Annotated in this window: 14 protein-coding genes; 2 read left to right on the top strand and 12 right to left on the bottom strand. The window is 68.7% G+C overall.

Features of this window, described 5'->3' with window-relative positions; translation table 11 throughout:
- Positions 1 to 102 precede the first annotated feature (102 nt).
- Together ACQP1N_RS05135 and ACQP1N_RS05130 are read left to right on the top strand one after the other, a co-directional pair.
- A complete protein-coding gene (locus tag ACQP1N_RS05135) occupies positions 103 to 1,605 on the top strand; it encodes a hypothetical protein (protein WP_067793285.1) in 1,503 nt (500 codons plus the stop codon).
- Between the two features lie 151 nt (positions 1,606 to 1,756).
- On the top strand, positions 1,757 to 2,572 hold the full coding sequence (locus tag ACQP1N_RS05130; RefSeq protein ID WP_131732345.1) for a hypothetical protein: 816 nt from the start codon (positions 1,757 to 1,759) through the stop codon (positions 2,570 to 2,572).
- A gap of 5 nt (positions 2,573 to 2,577) precedes the next feature.
- Here ACQP1N_RS05130 and ACQP1N_RS05125 read toward each other — a convergent pair whose 3' ends face one another.
- From ACQP1N_RS05125 to ACQP1N_RS05070, 12 genes are all read right to left on the bottom strand, one after another.
- Complete coding sequence (locus tag ACQP1N_RS05125) at positions 2,578 to 2,931, bottom strand: DUF5955 family protein (protein WP_067793289.1); 354 nt, start codon at positions 2,929 to 2,931, stop codon at positions 2,578 to 2,580.
- A 34-nt stretch (positions 2,932 to 2,965) separates the two neighbouring features.
- The gene (locus ACQP1N_RS05120; RefSeq protein WP_433229391.1) at positions 2,966 to 4,828 is read right to left on the bottom strand and encodes a hypothetical protein; all 1,863 of its coding nucleotides are present in this window, start codon (positions 4,826 to 4,828) and stop codon (positions 2,966 to 2,968) included.
- A gap of 74 nt (positions 4,829 to 4,902) precedes the next feature.
- Positions 4,903 to 7,863, bottom strand: coding sequence for an ATP-binding protein (locus tag ACQP1N_RS05115; protein ID WP_433229390.1), 2,961 nt, complete (start codon positions 7,861 to 7,863; stop codon positions 4,903 to 4,905).
- A 331-nt stretch (positions 7,864 to 8,194) separates the two neighbouring features.
- Positions 8,195 to 8,554 (bottom strand): DUF4259 domain-containing protein, encoded by a 360-nt coding sequence (locus ACQP1N_RS05110; RefSeq protein ID WP_242608586.1) that lies wholly within the window; start codon positions 8,552 to 8,554, stop codon positions 8,195 to 8,197.
- A gap of 281 nt (positions 8,555 to 8,835) precedes the next feature.
- Positions 8,836 to 9,291, bottom strand: coding sequence for a polymorphic toxin-type HINT domain-containing protein (locus ACQP1N_RS05105; protein ID WP_433229388.1), 456 nt, complete (start codon positions 9,289 to 9,291; stop codon positions 8,836 to 8,838).
- A 281-nt stretch (positions 9,292 to 9,572) separates the two neighbouring features.
- A complete protein-coding gene (locus tag ACQP1N_RS05100; RefSeq protein WP_131732346.1) occupies positions 9,573 to 10,013 on the bottom strand; it encodes a hypothetical protein in 441 nt (146 codons plus the stop codon).
- Positions 10,014 to 10,020: 7 nt separating this feature from the next.
- Positions 10,021 to 16,986: a polymorphic toxin-type HINT domain-containing protein gene (locus ACQP1N_RS05095; RefSeq protein WP_433229387.1), complete on the bottom strand. Its 6,966-nt coding sequence runs from the start codon at positions 16,984 to 16,986 to the stop codon at positions 10,021 to 10,023.
- Between the two features lie 105 nt (positions 16,987 to 17,091).
- Entirely contained in the window at positions 17,092 to 18,693 is a 1,602-nt protein-coding gene (locus tag ACQP1N_RS05090) for a LamG domain-containing protein (RefSeq protein ID WP_433229386.1), read from the bottom strand.
- Complete coding sequence (locus ACQP1N_RS05085) at positions 18,624 to 20,441, bottom strand: hypothetical protein (protein WP_433229385.1); 1,818 nt, start codon at positions 20,439 to 20,441, stop codon at positions 18,624 to 18,626. The genes ACQP1N_RS05090 and ACQP1N_RS05085 overlap by 70 nt, the downstream gene beginning before the upstream one ends.
- 518 nt (positions 20,442 to 20,959) lie before the next feature.
- A complete protein-coding gene (locus ACQP1N_RS05080; RefSeq protein WP_433225973.1) occupies positions 20,960 to 22,339 on the bottom strand; it encodes an IS701 family transposase in 1,380 nt (459 codons plus the stop codon).
- Positions 22,340 to 22,602: 263 nt separating this feature from the next.
- Positions 22,603 to 24,639, bottom strand: a complete 2,037-nt coding sequence (locus tag ACQP1N_RS05075; protein WP_433229384.1) for a hypothetical protein — start codon at positions 24,637 to 24,639, stop codon at positions 22,603 to 22,605.
- A 248-nt stretch (positions 24,640 to 24,887) separates the two neighbouring features.
- Positions 24,888 to 25,664: an ABC transporter ATP-binding protein gene (locus ACQP1N_RS05070; RefSeq protein ID WP_067793302.1), complete on the bottom strand. Its 777-nt coding sequence runs from the start codon at positions 25,662 to 25,664 to the stop codon at positions 24,888 to 24,890.
- Between the last annotated feature and the right edge of the window lie 3 nt (positions 25,665 to 25,667).

Genomic DNA, 25,667 nt, shown 5'->3' with positions numbered 1-25,667 from the left:
TAGCGGCTATAAGGCGAGGTCTGAGCGATGCAGTGTCCGACGTGCGGTAATGACACGCCTGGGACGCTCGGCAAGTGTTCACACTGCGAGGCGCCGATCGACGTGTACTCGATCGGGCCCGCCGTTCCACTGGCGGCACCCCTCGCGGACCCGGCCACGTTCGGCACCGCCGAGGCGCTCGGCGAGCAGACGATGATGGTGCCGCCGCCCACACCGTCCTGGGCACCCGGCCCGCAGCCGCCCGTGCCGCCGGATCTCGCGATGCCGCCCCTGCCCGCGGCACCCCCGCCCGCCGCGTCCCAGCTCCCGGTGTCCCAGCCCGCGGCGTTCCAGCAGCCGTCACCGCAGTCGGCGGCGACCGGGCCGCAGGCGCCGCCTCCCTTCCCGCCGTCCGCGGAGCCGTCGGCGGCGACGCCCGGCACCGCGTCCCCGCTGCCGCCCGTCGATCCCGACGACACCGCGGCATGGACGTTCAACCCCGACGAGGACGATTCCGGCTCGTTCGGGACCGTTCCGCCGCCGGCGCCCGCGTGGGGGAACGGGCGGCCGGCGCTGCCCGCGAACGAGCGGCCCGCGCTGCCGGCGCCCGCGGACCCCGCGCCCCCGTCGTTCGGCCTCGCCCCGCAGCCCGAGCCGAGGGAGTCGATCGTCCCGGATTCGTGGTTCGCACAGCCCCGCAAGCCCGACGAACCGGACGCAGACGCGACCCAGGTGTGGGGGCAGCAGGGCGCCGCGCAGCCGCCCGCCTTCCAGGACGCGGACGCCACCCAGATCGCCCCCGGCCCGATGATGGGCCCCGGTCCCGGCCCGCAGGGCTTCGGCGGCGACCTCGACCAGACGCGGATGGATCCCGGCGCCCCCATGGGCGCTCCCCCGATGGGCGGGCCCGGCATGGCGCCGATGGGCGCTCCGATGGGCGGCGCTCCGATGGGGCCGGGTGACCCCGCGTACGGCGGCTTCCCGCCGGCGCAGCGGCCGCCGAAGAGCGGCGGGACGAGCAAGCCGCTCATCGCCGCCGTCGCCGCACTCGTCACCGTCGCGGCCGGGGCCGTGGTGTTCGTCGCGTGGCCGTCCGGTGACGGCTCGTCCGCGGGCACGACACCGACGCCGTCGGCGTCCAGCACCCAGGTCGCGCAGAAGAACACGATCCCGGCCGCGACGAAGCAGCAGGCCGCGGCAATGAACGCGCTCCTGAACGACAGCGTCGACACCCGCCGCATCCTCGCCGGCGCGCTCGGCCGGGCCGGCAAGTGCAAGACGCTGCCGCAGGCCATCCAGGGATTCCAGACGGTCGCGCAGCGCCGCCAGAACCAGTTGCGCCGCACCAGCCGGCTCCAGCTCGACAAGCTGGCGAACGGGGAGCGGCTGCGCGGCTCGCTGGCCCAGGCGCTGACCGCGTCACTCCAGGTCGACCAGGTTCTGCTGCAGTGGGCGCAGGCGAACCAGCGCAACTGCCACGGCAAGCCGCGGCCGAGCGCCGCGCAGGTGCCCGGCCGAGCCGCCATCGAACAGCGCGCGACGACGGCGAAGAAGCAGTTCGTCGTGCTGTGGAACCCGGTCGCGAGGAAGACGGGCCAGCCGCAGCGGAGCTGGAAGCGGGTGTAACGGCCGATTACGGTCGGGTTCCAAGCCACGTGGAACCGCCCCGGCGCCGGGGTCACGAAGTATCTTGTGAGCGTTCGAAATCACGGGGTCAGGGAGCGTCATGCGGTGTCCGAACTGCGGGACCGACACCGGCACGTCGTCGCCTCGCTGCATGCGCTGCAACGCACCCCTCCCGCCGCCCGGTGCGCCCCCACCCGGCGGTGACGCGACGGCCCGCGACCCGCTCGGCGAGGTGCCCGTCCCGCGCGATCCGCTGCCGCCGCCATGGGAGAACCCCGTCCCCTGGGATGTGCCGTCCGACTACACGACGCCCATGCCGCCGTCGGAACAGCGGTCCACTCCGCTGTCCCCCGAGCCGTGGTCGGAACCGGCGATCTGGCAGCCGCCCGTGCAGCCGAAGAAGAGCCGCCTCCCGTACTTCCTGGGCACGGCGGGCGTCGTCCTCCTCATCGGGGTGGCGCTCGGGATCGTGTTCTGGCCGAGCGGGTCGAACACCCCCACGCCGCCGCCCGCGGCCACCCAGCCGTCCACCCGGCCGGTGGAGACCGCCGGGACGCAGACCGAGGACACCGGTGACTTCGACACCCAGGCCAAGGCCGTGAACGACCTGCTGGACGACATGCACTCGACCCGCACCGACCTCGGCACGGTCGTCACCGAGGACTGCCCGGTCAGCGGGCTGGAGAGCGTCCTCGACGCGCGCCAGAGCCAGTTGGAGAAGGCCCGCGAGCTGGAGGTGGGCGCGCTCGACAACGGCACCCAGATGAGGGACGCGCTGGTCCGCGCGCTGGAGGCGTCGACCGAGTCGAACCGGCGCTACCTGGACGTCGCGCCCGGCTGCCCGTCCGAGGGCGAGGTCGCGGACGTCAACCAGCGGGCGAGCAGCGCCAAGAGCGAGTTCATCGGCTACTGGACGCCGATCGCCGAGCGGGCCGGCCTCCCCGCTCGCGGCGAAAGCGACATCTGACCGGGTCAGCCCAGGCCGAGGGCGGTTCCGAGCGCACGGACGGCCTCGGCCAGCGCGGCCACGCCGCCGACCCGGCGTCCGAGGCGCGCGAGCGCGCCCTCCATCCGCTCGGGGTCGGGGTCGCCGGAATCCGCCTCCTCGCGGACGTCGGCGAGGTCGCGGCGCGCCCTGGCGGGCTCGGCGAGTTCGGCGGCGTGCGCCTCCAGCAGCCGCTCGACGCGGGCGAGGGCGTCCGCGGCGTCGCCGGGCGGCCCGGCGCCGATCCGCTGGTTCTGCGTGACGTTCTCGCCCGCCGCGACCTGCCCGGAGACGCGGGCGTTGCCGCCGATCCTGATGCCCCGGTCACCGTGCTCGCTCATGCGCCCTCCAGATGCCGTCGGGGGTTGACGCGGTTCATGGGTTGACGCGGCCGGGGCCGCCCTGCCGCTGGTCGATGCGCTTGCCCCCGGCGACCTGACCGTTCACGGTCCCGCCGGTGATGATGACGCCCTCGTTCATGATGACGCCGGCCTGCGTCCGGTACGCCGACACGTCGATGCCGCACTCGTCCCCCAGGTAGTCGAGCAGCGCCTCGTTGACGCGCCACTCGATCAGCCGCGTGTACTTGTCGGCGTCCATCTCCTGGACGTAGGTGTCGAAGTCGGCGGCGGCGCACAGCTCCCGGACGCTGATCCGCGCGCCGTAGTCGTGCACCATCCGGCGCGCGGAGTCGTGCGCGGACGCCGCCGCGATCACGCTGCGGACCGTCGCCCAGCAGGTCGCGACCGTCCGGACGCCGGGCAGCAGCATCCCGCTGAGGACGGTGCGCCACCCGTGCTTGAAGGCGTAGAAGAGCTGGGTCGCGGTGCTCCAGGTGGGCAGCAGGTCCACGATGCGGAACTCGCGCCGGACGGGCGGCAGCACGGTCGCCGCGAAATTCCCGTACAGCATCCGGCCCTCGACCGCGAGATACACGAAGGCGGTGAGGGAGATGTCCTGTTCCTCGGCGGCCGCGACGACGCGGCCGTCCCGGCTGAGGACGGCCTGCCCGTGGGCGCCGACCGTGATGCGCTGGAAGCAGCGGATGTGCGACTGCGGATGCCGGACGAGCGCGTCGACGGCCTCCGGCGTGGCCATCGAGAACGGGCATCCGTGCGCCGGGTCGATCAGCGGGTGCGGCGGCATCGAGGTGGCGATCGCCGGGTCGGCGGGACGCATCCGCTGCACGCTCTCGCCACGCCCGGCGATGTGCATGCCGGTGAGGAGCGCGGTGATCCGCTCGTTCGGCGGCAGGTCCTCCAGGCCGGCGGTGTGCTCCCCGGTCGGGCGCTCGTCCCGCATGGCGTGGAGCCGGTCCCGCACCCGCATGTGCATGACCATCGGGTCGACGCGGGACGGCCCCGCGGCGTCGTCCCCGTGCTTGACGAGGTCGACCCGGCCGGAGGCGGGACGGTCCAGTTCCAGCACGATCGACCATGCCCGCGCCCACGGCGAGGTGAGGTCGCCCGCGCCGATGAACGGGTTCGTCCCCGAGTGCAGCGTCACGTTGCCGCGCTGGGCGGAGCGGACCCGCGTCACGACCTTCCCCGCGCGTTCGCCGAACGCGCGCGGGCCCGGCCCGGTCGCGCCGGGTGCGAGGTCGCGCGCGAGGACGGCGTAGACGGCGGCGAGATGGCCGATGACCGTCATGCTCAGGGCGAGGGTCAGCATGATCAGGCTGGGGACGGCCAGATCCGTCTGGAGCAGTTCCAGGGCTCCCTTGTCCTGCTCCAGTTCGTGGGTGGTGTAGCCCGCATTTTCGACCAGCTGTGCACCGACCACGGGGACCACGGCGGCGGCGGCGACCACCCCGACCGCGTTGACCGCCACCCAGCCGACGAGCAGCCGCATCCCCGGGGAGAGCCGCCGCCATGGGATCGCGTAGAAGGCGGAGAGGACCAGCGCGAACATGAAGAGGCCGACGGCGATGAGCGGCAGGAGGATGAGCGCGACCGTCCAGATCCCGCAAAGGACGAGGTCGCGGATCAGCCGGTAGCGGCGTGCCCGCAGCGCGTGCAGGATCACCGGTTCCAGGTCGAACCCGAAGGACGGGACGACGGCGCGGTTCTCGTCGTCGAGGAACTCGGAGATGACCCGGTCGCAGATCCGCCGGTCCAGGTAGACGGCGGCGCACAGGTAGCGGGTGGTGTTCTGCAGCGGCTGCTGCGCGGCCTCCGCGGCCGTCTGCGCGTGGTGGAAGAACGGCGCGCCGCCCGGAGTGTCCTGCTCCACGGTCATGACGACGAAAATATCCGGATGATCACCCTGACAGGTGGAACGGAACCGAGTTGTGATCCGCTGGCCACACCCGGTCACGGCTCGGCGGGCTCTCCGGGGGTGCGGGGCTGGCCGAGGAAGGGGAGCCCGGCGGAGGGGTCCTCGAAGGGGGCCACGAAACGCTCGAACCAGCTCAGGACGGGTTCGAGCCATTCGGTGACGCGCATCGTCCCGGCGACGTGCTCCACCTGCTCGTCCTCCTCGAAGCCGATCGTGACGACGGTGAGGTCCTGGTAGAAGCCCGCGTGCTCGTCGTCGCCGTAGAGGGCGGTGAGGGCGATCGGACGGTTGCGCTCCAGTTCCATCGACAGCGGATGGCGGCGCAGGGCGCGCAGGCGGTGGCCGAGCTTGGCGCCCGGCGGCTGCTTGAGACCGGGAAGCGGGTAGTCGAGCGGCGGCGCGGGGGCGTGCTTGTCGGGGACGCCGCCGCCGTAGGGGAACAGGCGGTCCAGCTCGTGCAGCCACTTGACCTGAGGGATCACCCAGGCCGGGCCGGGCGCGGCACCGGGGGCGGCGCCGCCGAGGAGGCGCCCGGCGACCTCGGCGACGGCGGCGGTGAGCTCGGCCGGCGGGTACGCGGTGCGCAGCGACCGGGACCGCCGGGTCACCGAACGTTCCAGGACGGTCGCCAGCGCGCACTCGCGCAGCCGCGGCGCCAGCCGGGACCAGGCACGCCCCAGTTCGGGCGGGACGGCGGGCAGCGGACGGTTCACGACATGCGCCAGCACGAGCGTGTCCGCCCACAGGCGCAGCCAGGTCCAGTCGGGGCCGCCCGCGATGAGGTCGGCCTCGCGCAGCTCGAACAGGGTGCAGGCGCGCCCCGACCGGCATTCGCAGCCGCAGGCGGCCGAGCGGCGGCCGTCCACGGGCGGCGGCGGCCCCGCCAGCTCCGCCTCCCGGCCCTCGCCCAGCGGGACGCGGACGCGCAGCGGGCGGTCCATGCCGTCGGCGAACACGGCCGCGACGCCCGGACGCAGCGACACCACCTCGCGGGACTGGTCGCCGTCCAGGTTCATCGCCGCGCCGACCTGGTGCCGGTCGTCGTAGGCGGGCAGCCGGTGCACGACCTTCAGCGCGGTGTTCTTGATGACGTCCGGGACGAGCTTCGTCGGGATCTGCTCGGCGACGATGATGCCCTCGCCGTACGCGCGGATCTCGGCGAGCATCCCGGCGAACAGCTCGACCGCGTGGGAGCTGCCCCGTTCCGGGCCGCGGTTGCGCAGCAGCCGGTGCGCCTCCTCGATCACGATGACGTGCCGCAGCGCCGGACCCGTCGCGCGGTCGCGTTTGCGTTCCCGCATCCGCAGGTGCTCGACGATGCGGATGATGAGCGTCCCCATGAGGAACGCCTTGTCCTCGTCGTTCGCGACGTCCTCGATGGCGAGGACGATGTTGTCGCGGAGCATCCCGCCGATGTCGGCCGGGTGGCCACCCTCGAAGAACCGTCCCGCCGACCCGATGCGCAGGGACCGGAGCCGGACGTCCACGAACCCCTGCACGTCCGCCATCAGCTCACGCCCGTAGCCGACGTCCTGGATGACCTGCAACGCCGCGTTCTGGAGCTGCTCCAGCGTCGGCACGGCCGGCTCGATGAGCGAACCGGGCACGCCCCCGCCCGTCACGACGTCCCACCCGTTGTTCTCGTAGACGCGCTGCAACGCCTGCGCCATGATCTGCGGGAACGGCTCCTCGGCGTCGAACGCGGCCTGGAACAGCGCCCGCACCATGTCGATGTGCGCCTGCACCGGATAACCGGGCTCGGGCGCGAGCGGGTTCACCGACAGCGGCACCGCCCCCGGATCGGACGGGTTGACGACCGTGACCGGCCCGCCGAGGTCCTGGATGCGTCCCGCCATCGCCGCGTACTCCGACTTGGCGGGCTCGATCGCCAGCCACGGGATGCCCGCGCGGGTCAGCTGCTCCAGCAGATGCCGGACGGTCTGCGACTTGCCGGCGCCCGTCGCCCCCGTCACGAACACATGCCGGTTGATGGTGGAGCGCGGCACGGCGAACCGGCCGACCTCCCGGTCCTGCCCGTCCAGGATGGCGCCCAGCTCGATCTGCGGCTCCCCGCTCACCGGCACCGTCTCGGACGTCACATCGAAGTACCCGGCGTCCAGCACCCGCAGCCCGGGAACCTCGCGCCGCGGCAGCCCGGCGAGCGCCGCCAGCGCCCCGGCCGTCGCGACGAACGGGAACCGCTGCTCCGGCTCGGCCATCGAACGGACCGGCGCGGGCACCGCCCCCGGAGTCAGCATCTCCGCGAACGACCCGCTCCCATGCCCCGACCTGAGCCGATAGGGATGGTGCCCCAGCTCCATCGACCCGACCAGCACCGGGGCGATCTGCCCGAGCTCGTCCTGCGAAGCGGCGCCCGCGACGACCCGCACCTGCCAGAGCCCCGCCTCGCGGAACGCGTCCAGCTCGGCGAGCCGCCGCCCGGCCCGGTCGACGGCGAGCCGGGCCTGCTCGTCCTCGCCGCGCCGCAGCATCCGCAGCTCGTGGTGCAGCTCGCGCATCTCGGTGTCGATCTGCCGCTCGTCGCACGGGTCGGCGACCACGAACCACCCGAACGGCCGCTCCATCAGCGTGACGAGCGTCGCCTCGAACAGCCCGGGCCCGCCGCCCGCCCCGGCGTGCTGCGGGGCGAGCCGGCCGGGGCAGCGCGTCCACGCCATCCGCTCCGCCCGGCGCAGCCAGCCGTCCCCGATCGGGACACCGCGCGCCCCGCCGGGGAACAGCAACCCGTGCGTCTCCGCCCCCGGCTCCGGGGTGCCGATCGACCCCGCATTGGTGATCAGCTCAAGCGGCGCGCCGCCGCCCGCCGACAACCACCCCACCACGAACGGCCTGCCCAGTCGCGCCGCCGACAGCGCGGCGGGCAGCACGCTGACGAAATCCCACTCGGCGGACGCGACCCGCTCCGGCACCGGGATCGCCTGGATCCGGTACCACGGCCCCGGCAGCACGAACGGCTCCGCCGGGGCGGCACCCATGCTCGGCGGTATACCGGGATTCATCCGGTACGGCGGTCTCGAACCAGACGGCGGAGTCACCCCAGCATCCTTACCAGCCCCCACCGCTCACGCCAACGCCCCGTTAAGAAGACCCCAAATGCCCACCTTTACGCCCCCCACCCGTCCTCAACGCCCCCACAGCCCTTACCGCCCGCCCTCCACCCCGCGGCAACGCATGCCGAGCCGCGGCCCCCGCGATACCCACTCGGCACGGAGCTGCTGAGGCAGGCCAGTCTCTCCAGTGCCTTGTTGCAGCAAATTAAAGCCCTTGACATTAGCGCCGATCCACACACGCTCCGGGACTTTCTTATCACCGATCACTCAAAATGGATTTCAATATATTGACCACACTCTCCGCTTCGCGCCTCTCCTCAATATCCACCCAGCTTTGCCAGAACCATCCGTTAACCGGCAGGGCGACATCCAAGGCACGCCTGGCCAAGACAGTGAGATCGAAAGCAATGGGCTTAGGCAACCACTCGGAAATACCTGGATAATCTTCATTCCAGGACAGAGACGCGCCTGATGGCAGGTTTGCCGCAACCACTGCGGCGGCAGCCACAACTTCCGCAGGAAGCTTCTCAGATTCTGCGGCATCGATGGCGCGATGAAATACACGCTCCAGCACCGCCAAGCGCTGCAGTGAAGCCAGCCGTTCCAGGTCGTCCACAAAATCTTCCGCCGTATCACTGTCAAATGGCCCAGAGCCCCATGCCCCCATCTCGCCCCCTCTATTCTATCTCACTGAAAATACCCACCAAATGGAACCACGATTTCCGGATCACGCCGATTAATCAGCGTGAAACCTCGACTCTTGAGCCCTTCCATTACAGTCCGCTCGGTTCGACGTGCGACTACCGGGTCATTCACACCAGGAAGTGAAATTCATGTGACATTAACAACGCTTCCCGGACCATATTCAGCCTTCCTGACTGCATGCTTCGATCGCATTTACTTATTAACTCTCGTCCTCATACTATCGACGCTACTTCCGACATATTTACTTCCGTCATCCATGTGAATCGTATATACACCGGCTTCATCTGGAACATCAAATCTCGTGCCAGGGTTACTAACCTTCCCTGAAGACGGGGTCCCACAAGTCTGATTGTGGACGAGGACTGGCCTAGCCCCTGCCACGACATAGTACGTGTGGGTGTCGGCGATGGTGAGGTTGTGGACGCGCCGGTGGTGGGTGCTCCGGTGCTGGGTGGCGGTGACCTGGACGTAGGTGCCGGCGCTGGTGCGGAGCCACATGCCGGGCTTCAGGTCAGCCGCCTCGCCCCACGCGTTGATGTCACCGGCGACCCAGAAGGGGGGGTTGTCGGTGGCGATGAGCACGCCGCTCTTGGGGCCCTTGGGGTTGAGAAGCTTGGGGCTGCTGGGCTTGGGAGCTTGGCTGGTCACCCAGCCGAGGGTGCCGCCGACTACCACACCCACTCACGAATTGCGGCACGCACCGCCCCGTCCTCCGTAGATAAAACAGCCGAGACCGTAACGGTTGCCGGGGTGGCTATGCGCCGCATGGGCTTAGGCTATCGCCTGCCGCCCGGCTTTATAAGAATCTTGAAGAGCTCTGTGTAACCAACCAGGCTTTGACCGCAACCGGCTGCGCACCTGATGAGACCAGATACCGCAGATGCGACTACTCAGTTACCGAGCAAAGCTTCACTCTCCCCTCGTTACACCTACACCCGAAAGGTTATCTTAGAGTTGCCATCGAACTCAGCAAAGTCCTCATACCTTGGCATGGGCCGACCATCCACAATATCGACGCCACAGAAGTAGCGAGCTCCAGGACTTGCCGAATAAATCAAGTCGATATCCCGAAGTGCGTCCTCTTTGAAGCTGAGCAGCGAAGGCTCAGCACCGCTATACATAAGCATCAGATGACCATGATGCCCCAAGGGCGTCTGATCGGAAAACTCAACGATGTTATTTTCCCAGGAATCGGTCATTACAAACTCGACGTGACCGACAGATCTCCAATCGAGTCGACTCGGAGCCCACGGCTGGCTGTTCAGATATTGCTCGAATTCGGCCGAGTAAGACGCGTCCAACTGCAGCGACTCGTGCTCTGACATCCACTGCCTGATGTGAGCTTCTTTGATCTTTGTCTTTTTTTTCATCAAATCATCATGACTGTGGGAAGTGGCTGATAAGACTGAGGTAATCGTCATAGGTGCCACCCCTAACGACGTTAGCCCCGCTCCGCCAGCCACCTGCCGAACGCTTAGCAGCGTCCCTCACCCACCAGTTGAAATGAAAGCCTTTCTCCGGATCATTCGGGTCGAAGTCGATACGCCACCCTCTCAGGCCGTCCGGACTCTGCATACCCGTCACCCGACCCTTCATTGGGCCGATTTCTTGAATGAACGGAACAGCATCGTCCCCCAAGCCGGCCGAATTTCGAGCGGCGTTACGCGCCGCACTTACGCCATCGAAGTGCGCCATGACTTCGCCACAACCGCTGTTGTGGACGAGTACGGATGCGGTGCCCGCCTCCACATAGTACGTGTGGGTGTTGGCGATGGTGAGGTTGTGGACGCGTTGGTGGTGGGTGATCCGGTGTTGGGTGGCGGTGACCTGGACGTAGGTGCCGGCGCTGGTGCGGAGCCACATGCCGGGCTTGAGGTCGGCCGCCTCGACCCACGCGTTGATGTCACCGGCGACCCAGAAGGGGTGGTTGTCGGTGGCGATGAGCACGCCGCTCTTGGAGAACTTGAGGCCATGGAACTTGGGAGAGACACGCTTTGCCGTCTGGTTGGTCATCCACGCCAGGGCGGGAGCATCGCCGTCGACGGTGATTTGGACGAGGTTCTTATCGTCCTTGCTCGTGATCGTTCCCAGGACTGGTTGGGCCCGGGTTTCGCCCGTCTCAGGGTCGGTGGCAAGGACCTTGTCGCCAACCTTGACGTCTTCGATGGGCTTCCGGCCACCGTCGGCCATGAGGACCGTTGTTCCCGGCACGAAACTGCTGCATCCCCCGAGCTTGGAGGGGCCGCTCCTTGGCCCGCCCGCCGGTCGGCGGCCACCGCTGACGCCCGTGATACCGCCTTCCGGCCCCAACGCGGCAAGCTCTGGGAAGCTGCGCATTCCTGCGGAGAGGAACTCCATGCCTGACATGCGTTCGCATGTGAAGCCGCCGATTTTGCAGAGCAGTCTTGCGAAGTTGCCCAGTCTGCCCAGGTCCCCTGGGAAACAGGCATTGCCGTTGGTACCGCAGGTTGGCATGAGTTGCGGGTCCAGAGGGCCTAGGGTGCCTGCATATTTCGTGTACACGAGCCGCAGCATCTTTTGCAGGGCACCGGTGTATGCGATGGAATCCCTGGCGCGAACCACGGTGTCGCCCCACCGGACATTCACTGGCCTGTTGGGTGATGAGGTGAATCCCCGAGGGGGGCTTCCGCAGTCGTGCCCACATCCACCGGTCATCAATGGCTTCTTGTGGCCGACAGGGACGTAGCCCGCGCCGCAGATGTCCGGCGGGCATAGGCCATCGGGGTCGGCGTGGGTGGCCGGGTTGCTGTTGGCATAGGTGTAGCCGTTCATCTGCTGGGGGTCGGCCTGGTCCATGAGGGGGTCGACGGAGACGAAGCGGCCGGTTTCGGGGTCGTATTCGCGGGCGCCGAGGTGGGTGAGGCCGGTGGGGTCCTGGGTGCCGCCGACGAAGCCCTTGTCGTTCGGCCAGGTGGCGTTCTCGTCCATGCCGCGGATGGAGCCGAAGGGGGTGAAGCGGCGGACGGTGGCGGCCTGGGTGGTGGCGTTGACGGCGACTTGGCCGCTGCCCTGGTGGTCGGCGGTGAGGTAGGTGACGGTGCCGTCGGAGGTGCGCATCGCGACGGTCTGGTCGCCGAAGGTGTAGTAGCGGGTGCCGGTGGCGGTGGTGGCGCCGGTCAGGGCGCGTAGCTCGGTGCCGCCGGGCAGGTAGAGGGTGGAGCCGGCGGGGTCGGTGCGGATGAGGCGGTTGCCGTCGGTGTCGTAGATGAAGGTTTCGTCGTTGCCGTTCTCGGTGACCTTGGCCAGCTCACCCTCGGTATCCCACTGCAGGGTCTGGCCGGTGGTGCCTTGGCTGGTTGTGGTGGTCCGGGTGGTGGTATTGCCGGTGGCGTCGTAGCCGTAGGTGTCGGTGCGGTCTCCGGTGGGGCCGCTCTGGGTGACCTGGGTGAGACGGTTTCCCTGACCGGGAGTGGCGTAGCTGTAGGTGCGGGTGGTGTCGGCGACGCCGGCGATGCCGTGGCGGGTTTCGCTGGTGCGGTTACCGGCGGTGTCGTAGCCGAAGGTGTGCCAGTAGGGGGCCGGGCCACCGACCACCGAGGCCGTGGGGTCGGCGGCACAGGGGTCGGTGGTGGCCTGGGTCCAGGCTTGGGTGAGGCGTTGCAGGTGGTCGTAAGTGAAGCATTGGTTGTCGACGCCATCACGGGAGGTGTCGGCAATGGAGGTGATGACGCCAGAGTCGGTGTAGTGGTAGGTGGCGTTGCGGTCGGAGCCGTTGATGCCCTCGCGGAGGGTTTCGGCGGTGGAAAGGCGCTGGGGGCCGTACTGGTAGGAGAAGGTCTGCCAAGCGCGTTTGGGTGCGACTCCGAGTTCGAGGATGGTGGGCTTGCCGGTGGGGGTGTAGACGGTGTCGTTGACGTAGGTGGCGGTGCTGCTGGTCAGGCGGGTGGGCCGCAGCCAGGTGTCGTAGGACTGCACGACGCTTTCGGCGGGCAGCCCGCCGATGCCGGGCAGGCTGTTGCTTTGGACGGTGCCGTCGAGGTTGTAGCGGGTGGAGAAGGTGTAAGCACCGGCCAGCGCGCCCTGCTGTGTGGGGATGTTGATGGTGGTGGCCTGCACACGGCCGAGGGTGTCGTAGCCGCGGATCTGGCTGGTGTACTCGGCGCCGTCGACGTGGCGGGTCGCGGTCGCCGGTTTGCCCTTGCCGCGGGTCACAGTGTCATAGGTGAAGGACGTCAGCAGCGGCCCGCCAGCCGTGCCCTCGTGAGTGGCGGTCTTGCGGCTCAGGCCGTCGTAGGTGGTGAAGACCTTCTTGCTGCGGGCGTCGGTGGTGGATGTGAGACGGTCCAGGTCGTCGTAGGTGAAGGTGGTGGTGCCCTTGTCGGGGTCGGTCGTCTGGACCTTGCGGCCTCGCAGGTCGTAGGTGGTGGTGAAGGTGTTACCGGACGGGTCGGTGACCGAGGCGATCTGCCCAGCGGGGGTGTAGGTGTAGCGGGTGGCGTCGTAGTCACCGGTCGGGGTGGACGCCTTGTACTGGCGACGTTCGATCACCTGACCATGGGCGTTGGTGATCTGCGCGGTGGGGGTGCCGCCGGCGGGTGGGGTGACCGAGATCCGGTCACCGCCGCCGTAGGCGTAGGTGGTGCGCCACAGTTCCTGTTCGGGCTGCGACCCGTTGCCCTTGGTGAGCTTCTCGACGGTTTTGCGTCCCAGCCCGTCATATTCGGTGCGGGTCTGGGTCTCCACGTTGCCGGGGGTTCCGACCCCGAACAGGGTCGGCTCGGGGGCGCCGGTCGCCGGGTAAGCGGCGTAGGACTTGATGACCTGGCCGCGGTTGTCGTAGAAGGTGTCGGCGATCAGGCGGCCGTCCGGGGCGGGGACCTGGGTCTGCCGGGATCGCAGCCACCCGTCCAGCAACTCGATCCCGGCCACGCGTTGCCCGCCGGTGGCGGTGAGTGCCTTGGTGGTGACCGTGACGATCTGCCCGTCGGTCACCTGGTACTGGAACTCGTGGTTGGGGCTCTGGCCGTTGGCCTTGGACCGGTCAGGTAGCCACACCTTCCGCAGCCGGCCCAGCCCGTCATACACCAGGTCGGTGTTCAGCCCGTTGGCGTCGGTGGTGCGGGTCGGCTGCCCCCATGCCGGATCCAGCTCTTCGGTGGTGGTCAGCGCCGTGGACACGTCACCGGACGTGGCGGGCGGCGTGGTGGTCTGCACCTTGGTGGCCAGACCCTGGGTGTCGGTGTAGGCGGTGGTGGTGGCCTGTCCCAGCGCATTCGTCACCTGTGTGACCCGGCCGAAGGCGTCGTAGACGGTGGCGGCCTGCGTCACATACTGCGGCGTGGTCCCGTCATAGTCGGCCAGGTTTTCGACCTTGGTGATGTTGCCCTTGGACGGGCCGTCACCGAAGGCGCCGTTGTCGTAGTAGGTGCGCGCGTCGGAGAGGACCTGCGCGGGCCGGTCGGGGGTGACGGTGCAGGCGACTGCGACGGTCTCCACACGGGAGGGGAAGTTCACCATCCACGCAGCGGTGTTGTCGGCGTAACTGGTGCGCGTGCACTTGTCATCGGCGCCGGTGGCGGTATCACCGAGGTCGTTGATGGAGGTGACCCGGCCGACACCCGGGCCAGAACCGGCGTACTCGGTGTCGGTCTTGGTCTCGGTCCATCCGCCGCCGTCCTTGGCCGTCCAGGTACGGGTGGTGTCGGTGTGGACCACGTTGGCGGCGGTGGTGCCCCAGGAACGGGTCCGTGAGGCGGTCTGGACCCGCCACGGCGTATTCACCGTCTTGCTGTGGACGCTGCCGCCGGGTTCGGTGTACTGGACGGTTTTGAGCGTGAATCCGGCCAGCGCGTCATGGTCGGTGTAGGTGCCGCCCTCACCGTCGGAGACGGTGACCGACTTGGTCCCGCCGGCCTTGGACTCGCGGTCCCCGTCCATCCCGCGCATGAAGTACGCGTCCGCCTGGGTGGCGGGGGCGGCGGGGTCGCCGGTGAAGGTGCGGACGTGGCCGTATCCGCGCCACTGCGACCAGGTCTTGTTCTTCTCCTTGGTCAGCCCGTCATCATCGTCGAAATGCCAGGCCGCGCCGCCCACGTACTCGTACTTGGTGGCCATGTCGGGGGCCAGCCCGGTGCGATCTGTCTGGATCACCGACGTCACCGCGTACTTGTGGAACCAGTCGGTGATCGGGGCTTCCCGGCCGGGCGGCGTCCAGATCACCGGCATGCAGCGGGTGGTGTTGGTCTCCGGTGTCGGCAGATTCGACAGGGAGCAGTCCGGGTCGGAATAGGCGACGTCGATCTGGCCGCCGGACTCGTCGTAGATGGCGCCGAGCCGGTACCGGATGTAGGGCAGGATGTCGTCACCGGTCTTGTCGAGCCGGTTCGGCAACTGGACATGGTTGAACGTCACCTTCGGCAACGTCACCGCACCACCGTCATCGGTGGCGGCGTGGCCGGTGTGGACGATCTCTTTCAGCAGCAGATCCCGCTCGACGTCCGCCAGCCCCCATTCGTGGTCCATCGACCACGAGTCCACCGGCCGGTACCCTGACCCGTCCGCCGTCAGGATCTGGGTCGTGACCTTGGTGAGGCGTTTGCGGGACCAGAACGTCGGAGAGACCGTCCCATGAGTGTCCTTGCACTCCTGCCCGGCGTCGCAGTTCAGGTCCCAGGGGACGTCCCACCAGTAGTCCGGGTTGGTTCCGATCTTGGACGGGTCGCAGTCGAAGGTCGCGTCCGGGATGCAGCGCTCGGATGTGGTGAAGGAGACCTGCGCGGGCGCCTTGGCGAACAATGCGTCCTTGCGCAGCCCGTAGGAGATCGTCTTCAGATAGCCGCCGCGGACGTACGGGGTCTCGTCCTCGGGTTTGAGGTTGCGGCCGTAGTGGTTGATCTCCTTGCCGTAGGTGTAGTTGACGGCGTTGCCGGACGGGTCGACGACATAGTCTAGGTTCCAGCGGTAGGCCTGCTGGCACCACGAGTCGGCGAAGCTCGACCCGTGGCACGGTTCACCGGAGTCGTCACCGAACACCGGCACAGTCCACGTCGAGTCCGTCTCCGGCTTACCGCTCGTCCAGCCCGGCAGCCGGTTCAACCCGAAGAAGTACTGCGTGCCGTCGGTCGTGGTGACTTTCCAGTACTCCCCGTCGTCGTCGCCGTTGCCGGTGGAGGAGCTGGTGAGCTTCTCGAACTTGGTGCCGTCGTCTCCCTTCATCCGCCACGTGCCGTCGGAAGCCTCGATCAGCTCCCCGCCCTTGCCGTTCCACGTGACCGTCGCGTTGTCGTACCCCCAGCACTGATCGCCTGGCGAGTTGCCATACGCGTCCTTGGGGGCCCCGTCGTCCTCACACGACTTGTAACGCCGCTCGATGTAGCCGGGCCACAGATCGAAGCCCTCACCGACCCACGACGGCTGGCCGTTGGTGTTGGCGGTCCGGCCGTCCACACTCGCCGAGGAGTAGGAGAGCGCGACCTCCGGAGCCAGCTCACCGGGTACCGGCGGCACCCGCATCGGGTACGACCAGGTGAAATCTCCGGAATTGCCACCGGCGTTCCACGTCGCCGACGCCTCCAAAGAAGTGGCCTCGTAGTCACCCTGGGAACTGCCGGAGCCGGCGGTGGCGACCAGCAAAGTCGCACTCTGACCCGTCGCGGCCGTCGGGGAACCCGACGGGGCGGCCTCGACGTCGGCGGTCAGCGTCTTGGCCGCCGCGTCATTGCCTGCCGTCACGGGCTTGCCCGCCCGGCATTCCGGCTTGTCCGGCGTGGTCAGGGCGCATTGCGGCAGTTGCGTGAGCCGTAGCCGCGCACCGAAGGCACCGCCGAACGCCTGCGCGAACCCCGAATAGTCCAGCCGTACCTTCACCCGGCCTGGTGCGACGGTGTCCGTGCGGGCCACAGTGAACGCCAGACCGTCCACTCCGAGCGTGCGGCTGGTCTGCTGGTCCAGCACCTGAACCCGCACCCGTTCCGCTGCCGGCACGGCCCTGGCGGATCGTGGCTGCTTGTCAGGCGGCAACACCTGCACAGGCAGCTTGCCAGCCCGCGCCCCAGCGCCCTTCCCATCGGACGGGACGTCGACCTCGGCGGCCCCCGGCTTCGGCCATGCCGCCTTGGCGGCGGGCCCGGGCTTGACGGGGTCAGCCTTGCGCTGCCGGACCTTCAGATCACGACCCGGAACCTGCTTCTCATGGTTCGCGACCTTCGGGCGATGCGAGTTCGGCGGGTCGGCAAGCGCCGGTGGGACCGACACCAGCCCGGCCGGCATCGCAACCGCCAGCACGGCCGCGACCAGAGTCACGGCCCGACGCGACCCCAGCACCAGCCTCCTGCGTCCGGTCCGACCCGAGACCTTCCGGCCTGCGTTCACGACGTCCTCCATCGCCGCACCCCGCCGCGGGGCGCCTCACGAGATCACGAAGAGAAGAGGGCAGGGATGTGATGGTCCGCCGCCCGGCTTCACCAGCGCGGGCGGCGGACCTAGCGGCTAGGGGCCGTCTGCGGTCGGAAGCTCGATATCGCCGGCCAGGGACTGGATCTGCTCGGTGGTCAGAGCACCTTGGTAGGCCCAGATGTCATCGAGGGCGTCGGTCCAGAATTCGGTGCCGTCGGTCGCGCCGAACTTGTTGCGGCCCACCTGCAGACCGCCGTTGCCCGCCGCGTTGAAACCGAGGATCTGGTCCTGTTGCGACACCCCGTCGGCGGTTTCCTCCAGTTGCCCGTCGACGTACAGGCTGACGCGGTCACGCAACGCGTCGTACACCACCGCCACATGCGACCAGTCCCATGGGACGAAACCCGAATGCGAGGCGGTCAAGGCCGGAGCGGCCGCATCGTCGGAGTTGTGCATCACGACCTGCCAGCCGCCCTGCTCGGCCGGATCCTCACCCGGTACGTACCGCAACGCGAAGGCGTTCGTGGCGGCGCCCGGTTGGGAGAACACGGTGGCCGGCTGCTGGGGTCGGCCACCGTTGCGGACCCACCCGGTGATGGTGAAGCTCTCATCGGTGTCGACCACGGGTTCAGTGGTCTCGGCGAACTGCTTCTGGGCGGGGTCGAGCTTCAGGCCCGCCGGTGACGCCCACTCCCGGAACCCGGCCGTCGGGTCGATGGCCGCGCCGTTCTGCAGTACCAACGCAGGGGCGCCCGCAGGCTCACCCGAACCATTCTCATTCAGCTTCCACCGAGCCTTGAGCACCGGATGCTGAGTGACCATTTCCTCGGCCTCCTGCTGGCCGACGATCCGGTCGTAAACTCGCACGTCGTCGATCTGACCGGGCCAGTGATCTGCCGGGTTGCCAAGCCAAAGGCTGCGCCCGACCTGGAACCCGCCCGTGGCGTTCCATACGGAAGTCACTTCGGGACTGGGGGTCCCTGGTTGACCGTTGACATAGATCTGCAGCCTTCTGGTCGTGTCGTCATAGACACCGACCAGATGGGTCCAGGTGTTCAGCTCCGCCATGCTCGCGGAGAAGGATTGATAGGTTCCCGTCTCGGCTGAGTCGGACTTGACCTTGGACAGTGCCCACTTACGGTACGCGCCATCGTATTTGAAGTAGAACCCGCTCTTGCTCGTCCCGTCCTGGCTGAGCATCGTGCGGGTGCGGCCATCAGGGTCGTCAAGACGAACCCAGGCCGACACCGCGAAACTCTTGCTGGTGTCGATCAACGGGGCGCTGGTGGAGGCGTAGCCGGTCGAACCGTCTAGTTGTAGTGCCCCATCGATCTGGCCGGTCGTGCCAGTGGTCACTCCTCCGTGCACGGTCGCGGAGACGGCCGGTTCACCGTTGCGGGTCACCGCCTGCAAAGTCGTGGCACCGGACGGCTCGTCCAGCTTGAACCTGGCCACCGGATCCGAACCCGTGTTCGCGCGGAACTCATAGGAGACCGCTGGTCCGTTCTGGTTGGACGGCGCGAACGCCTGCACCGTCAAGATGTTGGGGCCCGAGCGGGTCGGCGCGATCTGCACCTGCTGCACCGCGCCGGCGGTAGTGGTCACCATCCGCGCCGGCTCGTCATTCAAGGTGATCTCGTACCGGTCGGCGACGCCCTCGGAATCGGCAATGGTGAACGTGCCGGCTTGTCCCACGCCCCCATGCCAAGCATCGTCGGCGGGGTAGTCGGTCGAGGTGATGGTCGGGCCCCGGGCACGGCGGGGTCGTAGTAGAAGTAGCAGCCGGTTTGGGCGCCTGCGTAGCTCCACGGGCCCCACTGCTCGCCGTCCCAGGCCCGCACGCCCCAGCCGATTTTGGTCCGCTGCGGGATGGTGGACGGCAGCGTCACCGAGAACCGGCTGCCCGAGGTTTTGGCCGGGGTCAGCGCGGAGGTCCATTTGGGGCCCCAGTCCGACCCGTCGGCGTTGTTGGCCCAGTGCAGCGTGAACTGGCCCTGGACCTTGTTGGCGTCCTCGGTGTCGGGGTCCTTGAGGTAGGCGTACACCGTGGAGATGTCGTTGACCGTCTTGGCCTGCCCACTAGGCAGGCACTTGGTGCCCGGGTTGGCGAACATGGTGTCGGTGTCGGGCTGCAGCGGCGGGTTGTTGTACTGCACTTTCATGTAGGCGTCGTCGGCGAACCGCTTCCACCAGTCCATCGTCGACTCGCTGTAGGCCTTCAACCCGAACGTGATGGTCGAGTAGCCCTTGTTCACCGCGTCCTGCACATGCGAACGCAGCTTGGTCCCGCCGAACTCCACCGGCGTCTTGGAGCAGTACGCCACATCACGCGAGGTCAGCTGTTCCTGCCACACCGATGAGTTATTGGTGTTGTTCCAGGTCGCATACGACTGCAGCGTGGCGGTCCGCCACAACTGGATCGAGGTCGGGTTGCTGCAGTTGTAGGCGTAGGTCTCGTAGGCGACGAACTCCACGTTCTGGATGTAGCGGCCCTTGATCGCCGGCAGTGGCATCCGGAAGAACAGCCGCTTGGTCTGGTTCTTCACGCAGTTGGGGTCCTTGGCCACTTCACAGCGACCCACGCCCTCGGTCGAGTTGCCGGCGAACTTGTAATACGACTCATCCGGCCAGCCCGACGACACCATCCCCCAACTGGTCGCCTTGCTCGTCGTCCACACCGGGTCGATGTACACCGGGAACCGGGTGTCAGGCGCGGTCAGCAGCCCCTGATCCGGGATCAGCGTCAGCTTGCCGGCTTCCACGGCCGCATCCAGCCGCGCCGTCTTGGCGCCGTCGGCGGGCCCCTTCGCCGGGTCCGCTCCTGGCTCAGCCGCGCGGGCCTGCGGCGTGGTTGGCGCGGTCTGGGAGGAGTCCCACATTCTCGGGGACGGCGCCTCGAACACTCCCGCGCCCGAGCCGGTGTCGGTGGCCGTCAGCACCCCGCTGCCCCGCTCCTCGCGCACGGCGAGGCGGGTGGTCGACATCGCCAGCGCGAGCTTGGCCACTCGCGGGTCCTTAGCCGCCTGCGCCGTCTTGACCACCAGCACATGCGCGAACCCGTCCACCCGCGCCCGCAGCCGCAAGTCCACGGCCGGGCCGGCCACGCCCTCGTACACGGCGGTGTCGCCGTCCAGCATCGGTTCGGGCAACGCCTGCGGCCATGACAGGGCCAGCGCGTGACCGGCCCGGGTCATCCGCACCATCGGACCGTTCCCACCGGCGGAGAACTTCAGCCCGACCGTCGTCGCGGCCGGGACGATCGCGCCACCGGAACGGTGCAAGGTCGTGTCGATGTCGACCCACTTGCCACCCTGGCGAGTGCGGATCGGCTGCACATGCTGCTCGATCTCGATCCGGCCGTTCGGCAGCGCCCGTACCGTGCTGTTCTCTCCGCGCCGGGAGGTGATCTCCACCGGCCGGCCCGTCCGTTTCGCCGCCGCCACCGCCTGCTGCTCGGTTGCCGCCGACTTCGGTTCATCGGCGTGGGCCAGGGGTTCTCGAATCGCCGACCACAAAGGTACTTGGACCATTCCGGCGACCATTAACAGCGCCAGGAACCGGACCAACCAAACTGGGCGCCGCCATGGCGACGGCCAAGGAACAGAACCACGACGACATGCTGCACGGCGACTCATAAAGAACCCCAATGCGCCCGGGTTGATCAAAGCCGCCTCAACGTAACCCGCAGATCATTAGGGAGAAAGACCCGGATCGATCATGGCAATGTGATATACAACACAGTCAATTCAGTAAACCTGGCGAGACGTCTCCGGCGTCCCACTTCAATACCCCAACCAAGAATATTACGCTAGGTAACTAAACGCCTTCGAAATATCGACGTTTGCAGTGGCCTCATTCCGGGAAGGCGATGTAAATCGACGGCCGCACAACATCTAGCGCCGAAGGCATAAAACTTTGGCATTGATACGGCAGCTGTAATTTCGGCTCTGACCTGCTGTGATCATGGGGTGGTTTCGGCGTAGGTGTGCCAGGCGTGGTGGCAGGCTCGGGCTCGTTGCTGGTGGCGTCGGCGCCATAGTGACCATGCGTGTCGGTGCTGGGGGTCGGTGCGGGGCGGGGGTACGACGGTCCCCCGGATGAGCCGTAGCAGTTCGGGGACGGTGATGGGGATCAATTCGGGGTCGCCGGGGTGGCGTTCGGTGGCGGTGGTGACGGCGAGGTAGGTGTAGGCGAGCAGGGCCAGGCAGGTCCAGCGGTGCCAGGAGACCCAGCGGGTGGTCTGGCCTTTGTCCAGGCCGCAGGCCTGTTTGGCGAGCTGGTGGTCTTCTTCGATCTTCCAGCGGACGGTGGCGATGGCCACCAGCCGGGCCAGCGGCACCGGGGTCGGGCTGTAGCAGCGGTAGTAGGACAGTTTGCGGGTGTAGCGGTGCCGGCGCACCAGCAGGACCGTGCATCCGGCCTGGTCACCGGCCTGGTGGCTGTCGGGGGTGTCGTCGGGTGTGATGGCGAGCATGGCCCAGTCGTAGGAGCGGACGCCTTTGGTCCCGGTGCCGGTGCGCATGCGCTGCCACCCGCCGTCACTGATCAGCCGGACGGCCCTGCGGGCGGTGGTGGTGTGCGGGCCGAGGGCCACGGTGTGGTCGTGCTTGACGGCCATCACATAGCCCATGCCCAGGCTCCGGACGCAGGTGCGCAGGTCTCGGCCGCCGTAGACCTCGTCCCCGGCCACGAACCCGGCGCCTATCCCGCGGCCGCGGGCGCGGGCGAGCATCGCGGCGGCCAACTGCGGTTTGGTGGCGAACTCGACCTGTTCGGGGACACCGGCCAGCTCGCGGCGTTCCTCATCGGCCGCCCAGTCTCTGGGCAGGTACAGGCGGCGGTCGATGATGGTGTGGCCATGGCCGGTGGCGTAGGTGAGATTCACCGTCACCTGGCACAACGCGACCCCGCCCAGGCTCCCCGAATACTGGCGCGCCGCCCCGACACAATCGGTGGAGGATTTGGCGTCGCCGGTCTCGTCCACGATGAACACCGCGTCCTGGTCACCGTCGGCGCCACCGTCGCCGCCGGTCAAGTGTTCAACGGCCCAGGCCGCGACCTCGTCCAGGACCTGCCGCTCGTCCCATTTCGCCCTCGACAGCAGGTGCTGCAGCCGGTGCGGGCCTGTGTGCCCGAGCGCCTCGCCCAAGGTCCAGCAGTTGTGGTCCTCCAGCTCCATCAGCAGGCCCAGCACGAACTCCCGGGCCAGCCGTCGCGGCTCACACCTGCGGAAACACCCCGCGATCCGGGTCATCACCGCGTCCAGAAACCGGGCCCGCCGCTGCTGTTCGGCATGCGCTATCGTGCCCCCGACGGTCGTCGGGGTTTTGGTTTTCGTCACACAAAGCAAAGATCACGGCGGCCGTCCCGCATGTCCGGGACTCCACCCGATCGTGATCATCTCAAGCTGCCCCGCTGACCAGCAGCGACATCCCCAAATTCACGATCTACAGCTGCCGTAATTGACCTCTACAGTGGGTCGGTGTATGCGTTCTCCGAAGCGGGATCGGGCTGGATCGCTGCGAGTTTTCGAGTGGTCGCACAGCGTCGGCGGCTCTGGTTTCTGGATTGCGAAACCGCAGATGTCGCGAGCGGCGGGGCCGGTCAGGGAGAGGACGGCGGGTTCGCCTTGTGCCTGCCGTTGGGTTTCAGCGGCGAGCCGATCCGGACCGGGCGGGATCCGGCGCCGCGGGGCAGCGCGTGCCGGGTGTGCGGCACCAGCGGCGCGGGCGCGTCCGGTGGTGGTTCCGGGTCGGGGGGCGCCGGCGGGGCGTCCTCGGCTTCCGCGAGCGACTCCTGCTCGCGGACGTACTCTTCGAACTCCATCGAATGCGCGGTCGGCAGCGTGATGATGCCGGGGTTGGCGTCCACGAGGAGGATGCGGCGGCCGGCAGCGCCCGAATGGGTGAACACCATCGCGGTCGGGGGGAGCTCCTGGAGCTGCGGCGGTTCCACCAGCAGTTCCCGGAAGCGCTGCTTGTTCGTCCGGAGGTCGGCGACCGTCCGGCCCCACGCGGTCGCGGAGCTGATGCCCTTCACCAGGACCGAATCGTCGGCGGCGGGCGCGGGCAGCGGCGACCACACCGGGTCGGTGAGGCCGTCGCCGCGCGGCCGCGCGAACGCGACCGTGCTGGCGTAGCTCTCCCCCGCGACGTCGAACAGCGTCTCCCCGGCCGCGTCGGTGATCTCGGCGACGAGCAGCGGCTGGCCCGCGCCGATGTGCTCGGCGGCGACGCGGGCGTCCTCGGGGTTGCCGAGCCGCATGAACCCGACGGCGGCGTGGCCCCGGCGTCCGAGCCGTTCGCGGACGTGGCCGGGGATCGACCGGTACATCAGCACGAGCCCGGTCCCGGTGGCCTCGCACGCGTCGATGAGCCGGTCGAGGACGTCCCCGCGCAGCTTCTCGGCCCCGCACAGGAACAGGGTGTGGTCCCACTTGCCGCCGGGCGGGGCCTCGCGGATCCGGTGGGTGAGCGCGGTCGTGACGTAGGTGCCGAGGATCCGGTTGGTGAGGACGCCCGCGCGGCGGTCCATCGACACCACGTGCAGCCTGGACGGCGGCAGCGTGACGGGCTCGGTGGCGAGCTTCTCCAGCTTGCGGAGCTGCGCTTCGAGCGCCCACGCCCGCCGGACGACGATCCGGTCGGTGGCGTCCCGGCCGAACAGCGTCGCGATGCGTTCGAGTTGCTCGTCGGTGAGGAGCCCCTTCCGCAGGTCGTCGCGCGGGTCGCCGACCTGGGCGAGGACGCGCAGCGCCGCGGTGATCCGCGGGATCGTCGCGTCCGGCCCGAGGACCTCGATGAGCCGTTCCAGGATCGCGTTGTCGAACGACAGATCCCGGGTGCCGCCCTCCTCCTCGCCCGCGCTGACCACGAGCGAGAGCACGTCGGCGAGCGCCTCCCGGTTCAGCCCCCGCGTGACGTCCAGCCGGGGCAGGTCGGCGGGCAGCACCCAGACGAGCGGGTCGTCCCCCCGGTCGGCCGCCAGCCGCAGCAGGTCGTGCGCGACCGCGCCCTCGGAAAGGTCGATGACGGTGAGCCGGGCGCCCACCGCCAGCCGCGCCGCCCCCATGGTGGTCACGGCCGCGGCCCACCCGGCGAGCGTCCCGCCGACGATGTCCACCCGGTCCACGCCGGGCGGCACCGCGACCGGGTACCACTCGCGCTGGCTCTCGTACGCCGCCCGGCGGCTCTCCCATTCGGCGCGGGCCTTGGCGTACGCCTTCTCGGCCGCGTCCCGCTCCCGCTCGCGGGCGGCCCTGCGGCGCTCCTCCTCGTCCCGCTCCAGCGCGAGCCGCTCCCGCACGCCCCGCTCGTCCCGCCACAGCCCGCCGCCGGTGATGCCCAGGACGATCGCGCACGCCAGCAGCGCCACCCCGGCGAACGCCCACGGGATCACGCCCACGATGCCGCACAGCAGGAACAGGCCGACGAACGCGACCGTCCCACCGAACGCGATGCGCAGCGGCCGGCCGGCCATGTGCTCGGCGGGCCGCCGCCCCGGCGGCGGCAGCGGCGCCCGTTCGGGCTGCTCGGGCCGCTCCGGTGGCGGCCCCGGGTCGGGGTGCACCTGCACGTAACGCCAGCCCACATGAACGCGGTCGGCCTGTGTGAGCCGCGCCATCGCGGACCCGCTCGCCATGTCCGTCACGTCGAGAGACCCCTGGAGTCGCGGGAGTGCCTGGGGGTTGCCGGTCAGCTTGCCTACGCAGTCCAGGGTAAAGACCTTCCTGCGTCCCCGCGCGTCCTTCAACGTAACAGCACTACAGATAACCGATTAGCCCCACCATTTCGGGCACCCCGCCTCACCTGCATGAAAGATCGGACAACCCGCCCCGCAAAACTGGCCGCACCCGGCCACTTTCCCCTCCCCACCGCACTGCGGAACGGTCAGGGCTTGCCCGCCTGTATCGCCGCGCGCTTGGCCTGGCGGTCCTGGCGCCACAGCTTGCCCGCCTCCGCCGGATCGCCGTCGAAGATGACCCTGCCCTGGCGCAGCGTGACGCCGCGGTCGCACAGCCGGGTGAGCATCTCGATGTCGTGCGCCACGATCACCATGGTGCGTCCCTCTCCCCGCAGTTCCCGGATGCGCTTGAGGCACTTCTCCCGGAACGGCGGGTCGCCGACGGCCAGCGCCTCGTCAACGAGGAACACGTCCGGCTCGGTGTGCGCCGCGATGGAGAACGCGAGGCGCATGAACATGCCCGAGGAGTAGAACCGCACCTGGTTGTCCAGGAACCGCTCTACCCCGGAGAACTCGACGATCGTGTCGAACTTTCGCTTGATCTCCGCCTCGGACATGCCCAGGATCGCCGCGTTCAGGTAGACGTTCTCGCGTCCGGTGAGATCGGGATGCAGCCCGGCACCGACGTCGATCAGCCCGGCGATCCGGCCGCGCACCCGGACCGAACCCGAGTCCGGGCGCATCACCCCGGAGATCAGCTTGAGCAGGGTGCTCTTGCCGGAGCCGTTCAGCCCCATCAGCGCGACCGTCTCACCCTGGTAGATCGTCAGGCTCACGTCGTCCAGCGCGTTGAACGTCTCCGACAGGCTCTGCCGCCGGACGGCGCGGATCGTCATCTCCCGGATGGACCGGGCGTGCCGAAGCGTGAACTGCTTGCTCACCGCGTCGATGACGATGGACTCGGGGATCGGGGGGATGGCCACGTC

The sequence above is a fragment of the Actinomadura formosensis genome, assembly GCF_050948385.1.
GTDB classification, from domain to species: Bacteria; Actinomycetota; Actinomycetes; order Streptosporangiales; family Streptosporangiaceae; genus Spirillospora; species Spirillospora formosensis.
The sequence above is the reverse complement of the archived record's forward strand: the minus strand, read 5'-3'. Positions and strand labels throughout refer to the sequence as shown.